The organism is Paraglaciecola sp. 2405UD69-4 (assembly GCF_047525415.1).
Taxonomy (GTDB): Bacteria; Pseudomonadota; Gammaproteobacteria; order Enterobacterales; family Alteromonadaceae; genus Paraglaciecola.
Genome location: NZ_JBLIXM010000005.1, coordinates 188,984 through 205,392 on the forward strand (window position 1 = coordinate 188,984; position 16,409 = coordinate 205,392).

Below are 16,409 nucleotides of genomic sequence, written 5' to 3' on the forward strand. Positions count from 1 at the left end.
AATAATCTTGTGTAAAATGATTAAAAAGAAGCGCTAAGCAATACCTTAAAGCGCATATTACTTATGCTTTCAGATATTGCTTAGTCAGAAGAACATACTACAATAAGCGCGCGGTTTGTTTACGTTGAAGATTGTCCTATACATTTTATTTTAGATAGTCTTAGCGCCAACATTTACCTTCAAGGTTGAACTTTATTCGTAACCTTTTACTAACCCAATACGACTGCGAACAAAGCTATTTACAACGATTCCGAACTGGCTGCGTGAACCAGTAATATGAATTTCTCCTGCTTCTGGCAGACTATTTAATTGGCTTTCGCTTATACATAAATTGCCACTTTCAAAGTCGTCAGACTCTAAAACCTTTAAGCGATAACGACAAAACTTTTCACCACTTTGTTTGCGGTAGTTCATATAGTACTGCACTTCTTTTTGTGCCGATAAAGAATGTAAATAAGAAGGTAATGCCTTTTCAATAAACAACCAATTGAATGCAATTAACACAATAGGCATGACGACAACACCTAACTTACCACGATTACTCGCCACTAAATTCTGGCGATATTTAGCGTCGACTTGAAGACTCACGAACCAACCGGTGACAAGCAAACATGCCATAATCCAAGTTGGCCAGCTACTATATTTAGCCCAACTTTTACTTGTCATAAACTCAGTAAACATAGTCGGTAAAATAGCAATACTCAGCCCAGTAAAAATCACTACCATCACCCGAGTCATAAGGTGTAGTTCTGCCCACTTTGGTTTGGGAGGTAAGATCAATGGTTTGTCTTCATCGGAAGCAGATAACGCTTTTCGTTTTTCTAATTTATCGGCGAGCGATGCTTTAGCATCGGTATAACGCTCTGGGTATTTAACTTGGTCAATATGAGCTAAAACGTCTTCAAGTTCGGCAATGCTATACTGAGAGTAATCTGGAGAGTTATTATTTTTAGACTCCATAAATAGCTCCTCGCTTCACGACATTTAAATGTTTAATAGACCCAAATACATATAAGTAACCCAGTAGAGTAACCTCGTAACTCAATACTTTGCTAACAAAACACCCTAGTTAAATTTTAGGAATTCCGTCTTGCTTGTATATTTTTCCGTTTTTCATAACCAAGTCTACATCTTGCAATAGATTGATATACCGCAACACATCACCTTTAACGGCAATAATATCTGCGTACTTACCAACAGATATGGTGCCACTCTTATCGCTGACTTTCATCAATACCGACGGCCAATATGTGGCTGCACGTATGGTATCCATAGGTGAGATGTCCATTTCTTCTACCCAAATTGCAAGCTCATTCCAAGTGCTTTGGCAATGGAATTTAGTAGGAATACCACTGTCGGTCCCAACTAAAAGTACCGCCCCTGACTCTTTTAATTGTTGTATTTTTTTCTTTAAAGTGGGCTTACGTAAAGGTGTTAATTGCATATATTCTAGCTGGCCAACATTGCTCAATGATGCTTTAACATCTTTTACCGTGCTTGGCTCAAGGCCTCTATGCCAACATGTGTTATCTAAACGCTCTGGGTTTGCTACCGTGTTTTCGTAATTCCACAAGCCTTCTACTGTAGGCGTCCAATATAACGGCCCACCGGCGACTCGGCCTTTTGCGGTGCGCTCTTTCAACATACGCATGATATCTTCTGGGTACTCTGGCGCGGTTGTCAGCCCAGTATGCTCAAAGTTATCAACCCCAATTTGTAACCCTCGGCGAATTTCATCAGGCTTATGAGAATGAGCTACAACCACTAAGTTACGTGCATGGGCTTGATCAACAATGGCCTGTGCTTCTTTTAAACTCATCATATCGTGATCGATAAGTTTAATAATATCCACTCCAGCATCTGCCAGCTTATTTACTTTACGTTTAGCATCACTAACCCCATTAATCCCCCATCTGTAATGCTCAGTTCCTGGATAAGGTTCATGTTGTAAAAAAGGTCCTGAAACGTACAAGCGAGGGCCAGGTATCTCACCTGATGCAATTTTATTTTTAATTGTGATTGAGTCTTCAAGAGGAGCCCCTAAATCTCGAGCACTTGTGACACCTGCCAATAAAAGCTGCTGTGCACTGGCGGGCATAATTTCTGAGCTTAATTTATCTGTATATTCTTTTTGCCAATGTCCATAATCAGCATGACCAACCAACATTAAGTGGGCATGGCTTTCCCATAACCCCGGAAGAACATCCATACCTTCAGTTGACACTACTGTGTAATTACTTGGTATTTCCACAGAATCAACAGTGCCAACTTTTTCAATGATGCCGTCTTTAACTAAGATCACACTGTTAGCAATGGGGTGATGACCAAACCCGTCTATCAACCTGCCACCAACTAATGCAGTTTGCTCTGCAAACAAAGGAGGTAAAAATAAAACACAAATGGAAGTAATTAGATATTTCAGCATGATGTACCCTTTATTATTATTTTACAAATACGATAGCCTGATTTTTAATCTCAGAAAAGCTTTGCTTTTAAGCCAATTTAAAATCACTACAACTGGGGAAACTTTAATTATTGCTCTCAATCCCTGTCACTTTATAGGTGTAAGAACTTCTATTTTGACTCACGCGTATTGTGCTTCCACTCATAAAACCAGTTAGAGGCTTTTCGTGAACCTTAGCGAGGTCAAAGCTCAAATCACAAGGGTTACTAGAGATAATCTCTTCATCTTCTAGCGTCACCTCAAGAATAAGATTACTAATAAGATGATACAGTGGCAGGCTGTCGCTCCCAGTATCTTGTAATCTATATTCTTCGTTCTCACTGTCTGTATCTAGGTCTAAATCATCTTCAATAGTGTCACAGGTTAAGGTGCCGTGAAGCTCAACCACTTCAGCCTGATTAGGGTTACTCCAACTTATATCGACTAGGCTGTCACTACTGTTAAACACACTGCCTTTAGTAGGAGTTAATATATCGAAACTAGGGCTTAAATTTGCTTCTGCAGCTACAACTGTTTGATTGTTTCTAACAAACCCAAAAGAAAAAACACCGCTTAAGCCATGGGTTTCAACACTAGCTTCATAATCAATATCAAATAAATCGTTATCTTTTTTAATAGCAATACTTTCACCATTAAAGCTCAACTGTAACGTATCGTTACCCGTTAAATCTAAAGACTCACCAATAAAATTACCTTCTTTTAGATCAATACGTATCTTAGCTGTGCCGCTGTTATTTACATCTATCGCTACCCTAGCGTATATATCTTCAACCGCCACGTTTGTAGAATCTTTAGTCCCGCAGCTAAACAAAAAAAGCACAATACTTGTGTATATTACCCATTTAACACTTTGTAACTTTGCCTTAAACACCTGACTTATCCTTGTATAAAAATTTCTATTAAGAACAACTAAATCAATCACTTCCATTAAACAAAGAAGACTTTACTCACTATACCATTAAAACACGTAAGCCAAATAAACTGATAAATTAGCTAAGCAAGCCTTTAACAACTCAGTGGAATATTTTTGAAATTTTAAACTATACTTTTTAAATCAATAACATAAACGCTTTGATTTAACATTGAACAGCAGCTAATCGAGTTACCCAAATAAACCAGCACTCAAGCTGCCGGCCCTTGTAACCTATGACGTTAGCAGGCATAACGCGGAAGCAAGTTTGTATATGAAGAGTGAACAAAGTAGTACTACTTATAGCTTTTCAAACCTTAGTGTTAGAAACATACTTTACTTATAGACTGATTATTTTATAGTGAAATGAGACACTAAAAACCTTGCTTCTACTTAGAGATACAATCATAAGATACTGAAATAGATAAGTATTTTAACCGACGGAGTTTTATGAACAGCATATTTAAATGGATTACATGCTTTATCTTATTGCAGGTTTCATTAAGTACTTTTTCATTACTTTATGCCGCACAGAGCTCAAATAGTACTCTAGAAGAAGCATACAAAATACGTAGCTCCAACCCACAAAAATCCAAACAGCTTTTTAATAGCCTAGATAAAGCAAGCTTAAGTGGAGAAGATTTAGAACTCTATGATTACACCGCAGCCTATCTAAAACTCGTAGCTGGCGACTTACTAGCAGCCACCGAGGACTACAAAAAGCTCACAAGCAATGACTATTCGTTTAAATATAGGTTTCAATCCCATGGGGCATTAGCAGCAATCAATGCCGCCACCCAAAACTGGGCTGGAGCATTTGAATCTATGGACTTTATAACTGAGCATATCGACAGCGTAGAAGACCCAGAAGTTAAAGAGCAAGCCCATAACGCCATTATCAACTTTTATAACTCGATAGACGAAAAAGACACAGTCATAAGCTATGGCAACTCTTTAATTAAAGGTAAACATTCCACCCGCTTCACCTGTTTACTACATATGCAACTCATTGTTGCCTTAGTGTCTACGCAAGACAAATCTTTGTCTGAAGAGCGCTTTAATGAAGCCATTAGGTTTTGTGAAAAAGCCAAAGAGCACATTGGACTCATCGCCATTTATACCCATTACGCAACCTATCTTTACGACAAAGGAGAGATAGACGCAGCCTTCGAAGTACTGCAAGAGCATTTAGAAGCAGTTGAAAGCACCGAATACCCGCCTTTACTTGAAGAATATTACGCCCTATTAAGCAAGATATACTTTTTACGAAACGAATATGAAAAAGCACAAGAATACGCATATAAAGTAATAGGTGAGGATAAAGACGCAGACTACGCCGTGATATCAGATATCGATGCTTACGAAGTGCTTTATAAAATCGCAGAAGAACAACAAAACTATGAACAAGCGCTGGCTTTACACAAAGCCTATGCAAAAGCCAAGTCGTTAAACTTATCCAGCATGAACACAAAGATGCTAAACATCCATAAAGCCCAGCAAGACAACCTAATTAAATCCAACCAAATTTCGTTACTCGACGCCGAAAACTCGTTACTCAAAGCAAAAGCCCAGTTAACGCAACAAGAAACCTATAAACGTAAGCTGATATATTTCGCACTATTTATGGTGTTGTTAGTAGTGACATTTTGGCTGTATAAAAAGCGTAGCCATTACGTGGAGCTCGAAAAAATATCACAAAAAGATGGCCTAACTGGCATTGCCAATCGTACTTTTTTCACCACAACAGCAGCCAACTATATTCAAGAAGCCGAACAGCTTAGCACCCCAATTAGCCTAATTATTTTTGACTTAGACGACTTCAAAAATATTAACGACACACACGGCCATCAAATAGGCGATCAAGCTCTGCAAAAAGCCGTTAATGCTGCCCAAAAAGGCTGCAGAGCAGAAGACTTTATAGGCAGATTAGGTGGAGAAGAGTTTGGCATTATTATGCCCGGTTGCAACATAGAGCAAGCCCTTAAAGTCGCCGAACGCTGCCGCAAAGAAATAGAACTTACCAATCAGTCAGCAGAGCAAGTATTTACACTCACAGCCAGTTTTGGCATAGCCAACGCCCCAATACAAGCCTACGATTTCGAAACCTTATTCGAAGTCGCAGACAAAGCCCTATACCAATCAAAAGACTTAGGTAAAAACCGCATAAATAGCTAACTAGAATAGGTTCGAACTACTTTAGAAAAGTCACCCCATTACTATTTAAAAAACTAGTTTACTTATAGAGAGCTGGAACTAAAAAAACTAATACCAGCCCCCTTCTACTGCTGGGTTTAAAAGCGACGGTCTTATATGGGATTGAGCATTGCCTTTGGTTTATTTAACCCTGCTCTGCCTCGATATTACTTTTTGTTAAACTAAATAACGGAGACGTTACTTAAAGCCTGTAATGAATTACGGTGAAAAAAGTGAGAGTGTTTGCAACTTAGAGACACCATTTAGCTGTCGCAAGTTTTTTGTCATTCAAAATGGGTGAGAAAAACGGCGTGTATAAAACATAAGCTAAATGGAGAATCAAAATGTTAACTCAAAAATTATCAGGAATAGTATTGTTTTCAAGTATGTTGTCGTTAGGGGGGATCACACTTTCTGCGTCAGCATCAAACGATGATGGATGCTGGAATGGAAGACATAGCAAAGGGCCATGTTTAGAGTACGGCTCTTATGAACAAAACAACAAAACCTATATTATACTCAGCAATGTTTGCAATGAACGCCTGTATGTAAAGTGGTGTGCTGATTTAAAATGTGGGTCTGACCATATTCGCGGTGGCGAACAAAAGAAAAAGTATGAGTTTGTAACTGATGCCTATATCTCCGTAAAGGCCATCGGCTCGAAAAAAGCTAAGCAAGACTGGGTCTGCTCTAGCAAGGTTCCTGGCTGGCATTATAAAAATTCATAATGGTTGAGCAACCATGAACAGAAAAAACCATGCACTAAGCACACATTTAGTGCTTAAACTATGCTTTCATTCTGTCTTTGCTCCAGGTTATGTCACTTGAATAGCTCAACAAGGATGTTGAGATTAAGTGCCAACCATTAGCGTGGTATGATTTACTAATTCAAATCTTATTTAATTCACCGCTCTGGCATCGTTTAAAAAATACGGCCTCTTTGCTAGTTTTATCAGCAAGTATAATTTGGTGATTAGTCTACTACTGAATCAAATATTCTGGGGCGCAAGCGCTAGCAATTCACAAGCTACTAGTTCAGCCTCTTTTGCTCTTTGTTTGTGATTGAGCATTGCATTTGGTTTATTTAACCCTACTCTGCCCTGATAGTACTTTTTGTTAAGCTAATTGAGTATGCGTCGCAAATTACGTTTATAATGGCGGTTACATAATTTTCGCAAGTGGTGCGACCCAGCCGAGTAGAAAATGGCCCATAAAGTACGTTATAAGTTTAAAGGTGTGGCTAAGGAAATCAGTTTTTCTTACAGCCACCATCAAAATATGCACGAGGCAGTTGCCGATGCTGAAGGAATAGACCTTACCCGGTTTTTGCAAACCGAGCAGCAAATTGCCTCAATCAGTAAAGACAAAGCTACAGTAAGAAATTTTAGAGATACCGAATTCGTAAAAATGGGGTTTACAGAATTATACTTCTTAAAAAATGGCTTAGAATAACGGCCATTTTGGTCTGAATTGGTTTAATTCAACAGCACACTTTTGATTTGGACCTGCCCTCCTTTTATTGCTAAACCATTAAATTTAACTCTCCCTCTATTACTGCTCTAATTATTGCAATGAAAAATAGGTATCGATGCATACCTAGGATGTGGCGTATTTTGTGCTAGTTCTTCCTATGTCTAGCGAAATTGCTCTGTAACTAGATGTTATTGCTATCTATTACTAGATTAATGAAGCAATGAAGCCAAGCGCTGCACTATTTTGCACCAATACTTAATTTGACCCTTCGCCACAAAAGCGAGTTTACCCCGCTCACGCCATCTTGGTTGAGCTCACAGTTATTGTGATAGTTAACGATGAGAAGTAACCAATACTATGCCGACACAAAACGCCACACCTGCGCTCCCTACACTACGCCAAATTATGCTTCTTGCTTTAACCATCATTGGATGCATAGTGTTGTTTTCTGTTGTTAACAATGTGCCTGTTCAAGTGCCATTGGTGTTTAGCTGGTTTAGTATTATCGGGCTGGGTATTCTGCTTGGCCACTCCTATCATTCTCTTCAAAAAGGCCTAATTGATGGCGTTACACAAGGGGGAGACGCTATTTTGGTACTCATTGCCGTTGGAGCGCTCATTGGTAGCTGGATTGCAGGCGGGGTTGTACCCAATATCATCTATTACGGGTTATCGGTAATGAGCCCTGAGTATTTTCTTGTAGGCGCTTTCTTTGTTTGTAGTATCACCTCACTTGCAACCGGTACATCTTTTGGTACCGCGGGAACCGCGGGCGTAGCCATGATGGGTATTGGCGCCTCTTTCGGACTGCCATTACCTTTGGTGGCAGGAGCTGTCATTAGTGGCGCCTATGTGGGAGACAAACTCTCACCTTTATCAGACACCACAGTGATGGCCGCCTCTCTGTGTGAGGTAAATATAGTTGAACATATTAAATCAATGCTAACGGTAAGCTTTCCAGCAATTATATTAGCTGCCAGCCTCTTTTTAGCTGTAGGGCTGTTTTATGATTTTGACTCATCCAGTAATCAAACTGACGTTGTTCTTGTGGCTTTGGAGCAACATTTTTCTATCGGCTGGTACATGCTATTACCAGCGGCTATCGTCATTGCCTTACTGATATTTAAACTGCCTTCTGTACCAGTTATTTTCTTCGGTGCATTACTTGGTGTGATATGGGCAATGCTTTTTGAAGCAAACAACTTCGATACCGCATTTGGTAGCCTAGTTACGGGCAATACCATTGAATCAGACCTTCCCTTTTTAAATATATTGCTTAACCGCGGTGGAATACAATCGATGGCAAGCGTGGTAGTGATCATCATTCTTGCCTTGGGTATAGGCGGCTTGATGCAAACCGTGGGCGTGCTGGATACAGTATCAAAGGGTATCAAACGCTGGGCAACATCCATAGGCCGCTTAACATCGGCAACAATGATTGCAGGTATCATGGGCAATTTGATTGGCGGTGCCGCCTACGTGGCAATAATTACAGCCAGCACACTGACCAAAGAGAATTACCGACACCTTAATATTGATAAACGTGTTTTATCTCGCAACACTGAAGCGGGGGCAACCATTCCAACGCCCATGGTCCCATGGTCTGACGGAGGTATTTTCATGGCGTCGACCCTAGGTGTCGCTACGGTTTCGTATTTACCATTCTTGTGGTACCACCTATTGGTGATTGCCATCACACTAATTTATGGAAAATTAGGCTTGTTCAACTTTAACAAAGGTGAGGGGCAATCAGCCACAAACGCAATAAGGACGTAATCAAAATAGTGTTTACCCCTTCACTAATGGGTTTCTGAAAACACATTTCAATAGGGTCAGAGATCTTGATTTAGATTCCTAATCATCGTCTCTGCTCCCTTTGATTTTTGGTTTAAACTAAAGTGAACCGCCTAAAAACAATCCGAAGAATTCATCGCCATTGTCACTGCTATCATATTCATATGTAATACCAGCATTCAGAACAGATTTTTTGTCGCCAAATATGAACAAAGGAACTTTCCAGCTCCTATCACTTTCTGATGCGTCAAAAGTAAATGTTGGTGAAAGAACTATTTCTTTTTTGATACCTAAGAAGGATAACTGTATAGGCCAGATAACATTTAAGCCTATATTTCTGTTATATGTTTTTTCTGGCATACTTTGAAGGGCAGAAACACACTCGTTAAATAGCTCTGAAGTACTTTGGGCACATCGGGTTTGAGCCTTATTACTCCCTGCAGCCTCGTATGCTCTTTCAAGTTCAAGCGAACCCGTAATCTGAAGCTTCCCAGGTACTACCCAAGAAGCATTCGCTTCAATGCTTATTGGCTCTTCATCTGATTTGGCTTTAAGCAAAGGGTTATAATTATCTGGGTCTACTGCTATTATTTCTACCTGAGGATCAAACCATTCATAGTCTTGCCGTCCATATTCGATTGCTCCACCATAAATCCAAAATGGTTTTGTAATTCCTAATTTTGAAGCTGCAAATTTTTTTAAAATTTCGTCAGCTTTAGCATGATTTTTTGCGTCATCTTCTTTAAAGGCAGCAGTCAATACTTGCACATCTTTTCCAGAGCAAATCTCTTCAAAATCAAAAGGGGTTGTACTCATTGAGTTTAGTTTGTTGATAATTACTTGATAAGGGGGATTATTTCTAGAAATTTCTTTTGCGATTTCTCTCAAAGATTTGGCTAGGTTTTCCTGTGAATTTGTTTCAAGCTCATCTGACATTTTCAATAAGTTACTGATTATTAGAACACTGTTGGGATCATCTTCATTTAGCAGTGTGATATATGTTTTTAGCTCTTTGGAATACTCAGATTGTGTATTATGATCATCGAATGTAAAAAGAGAAGGATACTTTTGACATAAATCAATCATTTCAGTAAGTTCTGAATTTATTTCTGCATTTGAATACCTGTAAGCAAGAGCTATACTTGTCGCTCCTACAAAAGCATCCGTAGAATTATATATTAGAGTCTTTTCTTCCTTACTGTTTACAGGTGCCGCAATTTTTACACTAACCCCTTTCGTAGCGTATTTTATAGTTGCCTTTTGACTATCTTTCCCAGCAACTAACTCCCAACCAGACTTTGTGGTAAAACTGTTTTCTATTGAACTAGTACCTAAACCTTGTTGGTCGTTTTCGGTGTTTGCACTATTAGCCAACACATTAAAAGATGCGAATAGAAAATAGAGCCATAGTAACTTATTCATTTTTACTCCATTTCAATGGTTAGTCATTTTTAGGCTTTATACGCCACAGAACTGCATTTGCTCCCACTACAGCCGAAGAGCCTGAAATTTTGTGTTTCTTTTCTCCATTAGGTACGACTTTATGCGAGTTTGAGGTTAGCTTTCTTGTGAATTCTGTTCCTCCTTTTCCTTTGACTCTAAGATCAAGTCTATAAGACTTATCTTTATCAATGTTCTCGAAAGTAATAGTTGAACCTGAAAGTGTCTCTGTAATTGGTTCAAAATTACGACGATCTATATTTGAACCTGATTCATCTATTTTTTTAAATAATCGCCACTTACAAATTATTTCTGCATCATCACTGGGTGATACTTCTCCATTTAACTTTGTTGTTTCTTCAGGTTGCACAATGAGTCTCCTTTTTATGATTAAATGTGTCTTCGTAAATACTCTGGTAAATGAACATCATTTTGCGTAATCAAACTTGGCAGGGAGAAAAACAAAATGATTTCTATGATATGTGTTGGAACGTCTTCTTTCCTCCCACTAGGGAGCAAATATTTATCATGACTTTATGCCTGAACAAAAATTGAAGTTAACCAATTAACTACGTTTTCATTTTTTTGAGGGAAACATCCATACTAGCTTCTTTAAGCTGAAGCTAAATTTGGATGTTCTCTTATTTTTAACATTGGCTCTTAAATATTACGTATCGTTGATTTACAAATGATTTTTGAATCAATAGGATCAGAGACCTTGATTTAGATTATCCCTTTAAAACCCTTAGATTTTATATCACCACCTCCAGCTAAATAGCACTGCTCTTCAAAATCATCGTATCTGACACCTTTGGTTCGCAATTTAACCTTGTTCTGACCTCGATTATTGTAAAAATAGATTTTGTAGAATTATATTTCTTAGAAAAATGGCCAAGAATGATGGCCATTTGGGTCTGAATTGGTTTAATTCAACAGGGCACTTTTAATTTGAATCAGCCCCCTTTTACTCATTATCATTGCGTATGGCAGTTCAAATATTCATCAACACAGCGGCTATCTACGCCAGATTTAGATAAAAGAAATGCACAAACTACTATTCTAAGTAAATGTTCAACTTCAATTAGATCCATAATTCCTAATCTAGCAGTAATAGGTCTTTGTCTAACGCCTACATGTGCTATTTCCCCCCTGAGCAGACCAATCCGTTCACCCAAGGTTTTTTGTTTCTGGTCACCAATTAAAGCAATTAATTTTTTTCGCAATATTTCATTGCCATACTTATGTAAGGAATAGTCGTACTTTTTAAGCTTTATATTGGCGTTACTTTTCTTATCTTCATTAAGAATATCTTCAAGATGTGTCGCTAATACAACGATACCACCATAAACTTCGTCAATGCTTCGAAGCTCCCGCTTGCGTTGAACTTGTGCCACTATTGTTCTGGTATTAAAACTTAATTTAAACCAATTATTTATAACTTTGCCAAGGTCTAACTTTTGAAGTGTTACAGGACCGAAGTTACGTGGTGTTTCCGATAATGCAATTCGTAAAGTTGACTCTTCAATATACTCCGAGGGAAACACTTTAATTTTATGGTTATTATCTCCTTCTTGGAACTCGATAGTAATGTTTTCGGCAATAACAGGTCTTTGTATAGAAATCGCAAAGAAATTACATATATTACAGATATCTGCGATCAACTCGCTCAATAGTTTTTCCGTGTCATACTCGATAGAAATTATTGATTCATAGCCCAACCGAATCCAAAGTTCAGGTTTATATGTCAAAGAGTTAAAGTGTTCATCTAACTTATCTAATTGCTGTTCAGCATATTCGGTATCTGAATACAGATTTGCACTAAGACTTGAAATACCTTTAAGCTTATTATTAAAGGTTACTTTCAATCTAAAGTTATCAAGTTCATATTCCGTAAAGTCTCTATCTCTGCTTTTTGTACCAGAAGCGTTTGCCTGATTAGTGAAAAACCCCTCCATATTCAAAGGCTTAAAGTCAATAGAAGTAAATTTTTTAGTCAGGTCAATGTGTTCTCCAAACAATAGGCTAGTACACACCATATCTACACTTAGTATCGTTAGTTTTCTATTTCTAAACCGATTACCATTTTCAATATGGAAGGGCCCGAAGAGGGTGCAAATGCTCCCATCTTCTAAAACCCCATGTAAAACAGGTGAGTCTATCTTCTCGCTCTTAGTTACAAAATTAAGCTTTGCTCCCCAATACGGGTCATAATGTAACCTACCTGATACTCTATCCTCATAATTCTCAGGGGGATAGAATTCACCTTGTATGGAAAAAGTATCCGTATTTTTATAAGTGTTCCTATCTTTCAATGTCATTCCTTAACAACGTTTATTTTTTATCTATCAAACTTACCAGATTTTTGAGGTTACAAGCATTTTTCTCATACTTCTTTATGAACAATTAACACAACATCCATGACAATTGACTACTTAAGAACCTAATATTTCAGTCGGTGAAGCCATGCTTTAAATTCTACCCGCGACTCCAAATTCCCCATATCATAATTGGCTTGTCGAGTGGCCGAGCAAGGATGCTCGGACAAGGCAACCTTTTATAGCATGGATGCGACTTATTGCCGCCTCGACATCAAAGCCTATTATTTTATGGAGCAGGGATTTGATCGGAGCGCGGCCTTTCTTGGATACTTCTTTTGGCTGTTGAAAAGAAGTATCTCGAACAGCAGGGATGCTGTTTGAAACCCGCAATGGATTGCGGTGAACGAAGTGAATGCCCTGTGTGCGTAGCGCATGCTTAATGAACAAAATGAATAATCTCAATGTGCGCAGCACATACCCAGTACACGAAGTGCATGCCTTGTAAACGAAGCTTATGCCCTATGGAGCAGCCGATACCGCTCCGTGCTCACGAAACTCACCCCATAGTTACAATCCTTACTGCTACTGCTTTGGTTTAAATAAACGAACAGTGGCTAATACAACACTGTAAAGCATAGTAAATAACATTATGCCAACCGCCGTTTCATGCAGATTTGCAACGCCCCATACATTCCCGGCCAGGTCTGTTATTACTTCGTCACTGTTAACCTGATGCAGGTAATGACCGATGTAAGACAGCCCAATCAACAAATAGAAAATGACAGGCTGTAACCAATATGACTTTTTCTCGGTATCGCCTGACTCAATAATGATTTGACTATTTTTAGATAGATAGATTGCAAATATTTGCATGAATAGATAACAGGTCAGATACCAACCAAGAAAGTTTACCAGTGGCACACCAAAGATACCGCCAGCATTTTCCCAAATCCAAATGCCATCAAATGTTGAGGTGAGAGGGTCTTGAACTAAATCAAACTGACACATAATAAAAGCACTGACAGCAGGCAATGCAATCAGGTTGAATTTTTTATCCAGATGCTTGTCAGCGTGATCGAGAATGATTGAGCCAATTGTCCATGACATGTAACCGACCGCTATGTAAACAGGGCCAACCAAAGCAGGAACCTGGTCAATATGTAATCCACCAAGCGTGTAGTGATAGTTACCAAAAGGGAAGCCCGTACGAATACTCATATCTTCCAGAATGGTACTGACAATATAGGCGGTAGCGATAAATATGAATGTACCTTTCCAACCATATCTTTTAGGTGCGTGCATTAATACTAGGGTAGAACCAAGTAAAAACAACTGCCCTGTGCTGTGCTCCATCTGACCACCAAAGACTAGGGTGGATATTAAATAGAGGCCTATCAAAAGCCATCTTGCAATATGTAACTTATTTCCTGACGTTGATTTATTCATCTTAATTTCTCATATTTATACAGTCATATTTAATGATGTAAATTGGCATAATTAACCTAGCTCATAACTTCGATTTACATCTATGGGTTTAAACGGAAAAGCTTTCTATATTTATCTATGAAAAGATTTTCACCTTTTATTTTTCTTGTAACCCAGTCACCAAACGTACCGACAACTAGGTAGGAATTACCTTTACTTGGACCTAAAGGCAAAAACAACGGCGCTTTTTTCCATGGAGAATAAGGCTTAAGCTGCTCTAACTGTTTTCCAGCAGCTAACGCTTTAAAGGTCTTGGTTAACCAAGGAATTTGTCGGCTAACAGCAACAATCGTCATTGCATCACCGCAATTGGCAACATCACCTGCGCAGAATACATTTGGGTATGCCGACGGGCGCAAGTAAGCGTCAACATCAACCTGGCCGTTTTTCCTTTTAGCAGAATTCGGCAACTCGCAAACCAATGACGATACTGCGCGAGACCCAACCGCTGGAATAATAAGGTCAGCCTCAATGGATGTGCCATCTGACAGATGAAGAGCCCCAGAGTATGCATTTGAGGTACTTTCAAGGTTCGTAACCTGAACGCCGAATTTAATGTCGATATTCGCGTTTTTGAGTTTCGACATAATTGAAGTAGCGAATTTTTTTGGTAGTTGTGAAAAAAGAGTTGAATCACTCGATATTAAGGTTATGTCTTTCTCTGGCATGGCACTACTTATCTCGCCCGCCATTTCTGAACCAACGGTTCCAGCCCCCACAATCACGACAGATTGTGCGCTTTCTAGTTTATTGTGTAGATTAACAACAACCGTGCGGAAATCATCAATACTCGTGCCTGCCGGTTTCAAAAACGCGCTATTCGTTGAGCCTGTTGCAATCACAATATAGTCAGCGCTAATTTTTGTTCCATCTTCAAGTGTCACACTTTGCTCTTCAACCTTAGTGACCTTCGCTTTTACAAAGGTGCCTTTTGTAAGAAGCTGCTCATAAGGTAACAACACCGTATCTAACATGGAGGGTTTAACAATGGTTCGGATCATGGCTGGCACATGAACAAATGCGTCACGCTGCTCGATAAGAGTCACATCTAAATCATGTTCAAGCGTCTGAGCTAATTGTGCTCCTAAATATCCACCACCTACAATTACAAGTTTCTTAGTCATTTCATCATACCTCTTTAAGTTTTGGCACTTGAGTACTGAATAAAGCTAAAAGATAGTCAATATGTTGTTCTACCATGGAGTGGGAAAACGGGTCCTTACCGGATAGTCGAGAGAACTCTGGTGCAAATGTAAAAATCGATGTAGCTGCACCTATAAATAAGTAACGCATGTGCAGGCTATCACCTTTCAGAATGAGTCCTAATTTCTGAGCCTGTTGCAAGATTCCCAGTTCAGTTTCAGAGCCTGAACTGAGGAAGCGATCAACAAGCCAATTTAAACGCTTTTCGTCCCCCTGATTTGCTTGCATCATAAAACGAGTAAAATCAGGAAAGTTAACGCAGAACTCGATGAAATCCCTGATATAGATGCGAAGCTTATCTGTAGCATCTACTTCATTTAATGCTTTAGGACGGTTAAGAAACTCTTGGTTATAGGTATTAAAAAACCACTCTGCAGTTGCCTTCCAAAGCGCATCCTTAGAACCAAAATGGTGAGAGATAAGAGTATGATTTACGCCTGCATTGGTAGCGATAGAGCGAGTCGATACCCCGTCAAACCCTGATTTGGCAAACTCTGAAAGTGCCGCACTTAGTATTTTTGCTTTCGTTTCTTGGGCGCGTTGTTGCAGAGAACGCGTATTCGCCTTTTTCGTCACCGTTTTATTCATAACCACCTCATTTCATGAGGCACTATATTAAACACTTAGTCAGTACAGGACAATTAAATTAAACAGTTGGTTAATTTAAGAATCTTAGATCAACAAGGTTATGCCCAGGATGTTGAGTTACGGGAAGCATCAAGCCTTATTTTCAATCTACTTTCTTTCATAATTTCTCCTGTTTCTTATGTGGCATATTGGTTCAAATATGTTTCACAGAGGTTTTGGCTTAACCATATAAACAACGAGGGTGAGTTTTGATGGAATTAAATAGTACGTTCAAGTCAGAGTTAACAGGGCATCATTGATAATTAATTGCAAAGCAATCCCCTATAGTCGGCGAAGCCATGCTTTTGATTTTACCGCGACTCCAAATTCCCCATATCATAATTGGCTCGTCGAGTGGCCGAGCAAGGGGGAAAGCTGAGTTTTTTAGGAGCGTAGCTCTGCCAGCTTGAGCAGCTCAACATGGATGTTGAGATTGGGTGACGTTCATCACGGACGTGTATTTGGCTTATCTTAATGTGATTACTTATTGCCGCCTCGACAT

The 16,409-nt window shown here is 39.0% G+C and carries 13 protein-coding genes; 4 read left to right on the plus strand and 9 right to left on the minus strand.

Translation table 11 applies throughout. The features are described 5' to 3' along the window. Positions 1 to 192 precede the first annotated feature (192 nt). The 3 genes from ACMUMK_RS16195 to ACMUMK_RS16205 form a co-directional block, all read right to left on the minus strand. A complete protein-coding gene (locus ACMUMK_RS16195) occupies positions 193 to 960 on the minus strand; it encodes a hypothetical protein (RefSeq protein WP_414702187.1) in 768 nt (255 codons plus the stop codon). Between the two features lie 109 nt (positions 961 to 1,069). Beyond that, positions 1,070 to 2,425 (minus strand): amidohydrolase family protein, encoded by a 1,356-nt coding sequence (locus ACMUMK_RS16200; protein WP_414702188.1) that lies wholly within the window; start codon positions 2,423 to 2,425, stop codon positions 1,070 to 1,072. 103 nt (positions 2,426 to 2,528) lie between these two features. Next, positions 2,529 to 3,335, minus strand: coding sequence for a hypothetical protein (locus ACMUMK_RS16205; RefSeq protein WP_414702189.1), 807 nt, complete (start codon positions 3,333 to 3,335; stop codon positions 2,529 to 2,531). 489 nt (positions 3,336 to 3,824) lie between these two features. Between ACMUMK_RS16205 and ACMUMK_RS16210 the strand changes: the two genes are divergently transcribed. The 4 genes from ACMUMK_RS16210 to nhaC all read left to right on the plus strand — a co-directional run bounded on the left by ACMUMK_RS16210 (position 3,825) and on the right by nhaC (position 8,816). Then, a complete protein-coding gene (locus ACMUMK_RS16210; protein WP_414702190.1) occupies positions 3,825 to 5,549 on the plus strand; it encodes a diguanylate cyclase in 1,725 nt (574 codons plus the stop codon). Between the two features lie 362 nt (positions 5,550 to 5,911). Continuing rightward, the gene (locus ACMUMK_RS16215; protein ID WP_414702191.1) at positions 5,912 to 6,295 is read left to right on the plus strand and encodes a hypothetical protein; all 384 of its coding nucleotides are present in this window, start codon (positions 5,912 to 5,914) and stop codon (positions 6,293 to 6,295) included. A gap of 475 nt (positions 6,296 to 6,770) precedes the next feature. Continuing rightward, entirely contained in the window at positions 6,771 to 7,019 is a 249-nt protein-coding gene (locus ACMUMK_RS16220; protein ID WP_414702192.1) for a DUF2960 family protein, read from the plus strand. Positions 7,020 to 7,397: 378 nt separating this feature from the next. Next, positions 7,398 to 8,816 (plus strand): Na+/H+ antiporter NhaC, encoded by a 1,419-nt coding sequence (gene nhaC, locus ACMUMK_RS16225; protein WP_414702193.1) that lies wholly within the window; start codon positions 7,398 to 7,400, stop codon positions 8,814 to 8,816. A 117-nt stretch (positions 8,817 to 8,933) separates the two neighbouring features. On the opposite strand, the gene ACMUMK_RS16230 is transcribed toward nhaC, so the two are convergent. From ACMUMK_RS16230 to ACMUMK_RS16255, 6 genes are all read right to left on the minus strand, one after another. Then, the gene (locus ACMUMK_RS16230) at positions 8,934 to 10,256 is read right to left on the minus strand and encodes a hypothetical protein (protein WP_414702194.1); all 1,323 of its coding nucleotides are present in this window, start codon (positions 10,254 to 10,256) and stop codon (positions 8,934 to 8,936) included. A gap of 19 nt (positions 10,257 to 10,275) precedes the next feature. Beyond that, positions 10,276 to 10,644: a hypothetical protein gene (locus ACMUMK_RS16235; protein WP_414702195.1), complete on the minus strand. Its 369-nt coding sequence runs from the start codon at positions 10,642 to 10,644 to the stop codon at positions 10,276 to 10,278. Positions 10,645 to 11,248: 604 nt separating this feature from the next. Continuing rightward, positions 11,249 to 12,586, minus strand: coding sequence for a hypothetical protein (locus ACMUMK_RS16240; RefSeq protein WP_414702196.1), 1,338 nt, complete (start codon positions 12,584 to 12,586; stop codon positions 11,249 to 11,251). 588 nt (positions 12,587 to 13,174) lie between these two features. After that, positions 13,175 to 14,038, minus strand: a complete 864-nt coding sequence (locus tag ACMUMK_RS16245; RefSeq protein WP_414702197.1) for a carotenoid biosynthesis protein — start codon at positions 14,036 to 14,038, stop codon at positions 13,175 to 13,177. A gap of 80 nt (positions 14,039 to 14,118) precedes the next feature. Next, positions 14,119 to 15,201, minus strand: coding sequence for an NAD(P)/FAD-dependent oxidoreductase (locus ACMUMK_RS16250; RefSeq protein WP_414702198.1), 1,083 nt, complete (start codon positions 15,199 to 15,201; stop codon positions 14,119 to 14,121). Positions 15,202 to 15,205: 4 nt separating this feature from the next. After that, entirely contained in the window at positions 15,206 to 15,868 is a 663-nt protein-coding gene (locus ACMUMK_RS16255; RefSeq protein ID WP_414702199.1) for a TetR/AcrR family transcriptional regulator, read from the minus strand. Positions 15,869 to 16,409 lie beyond the last annotated feature (541 nt).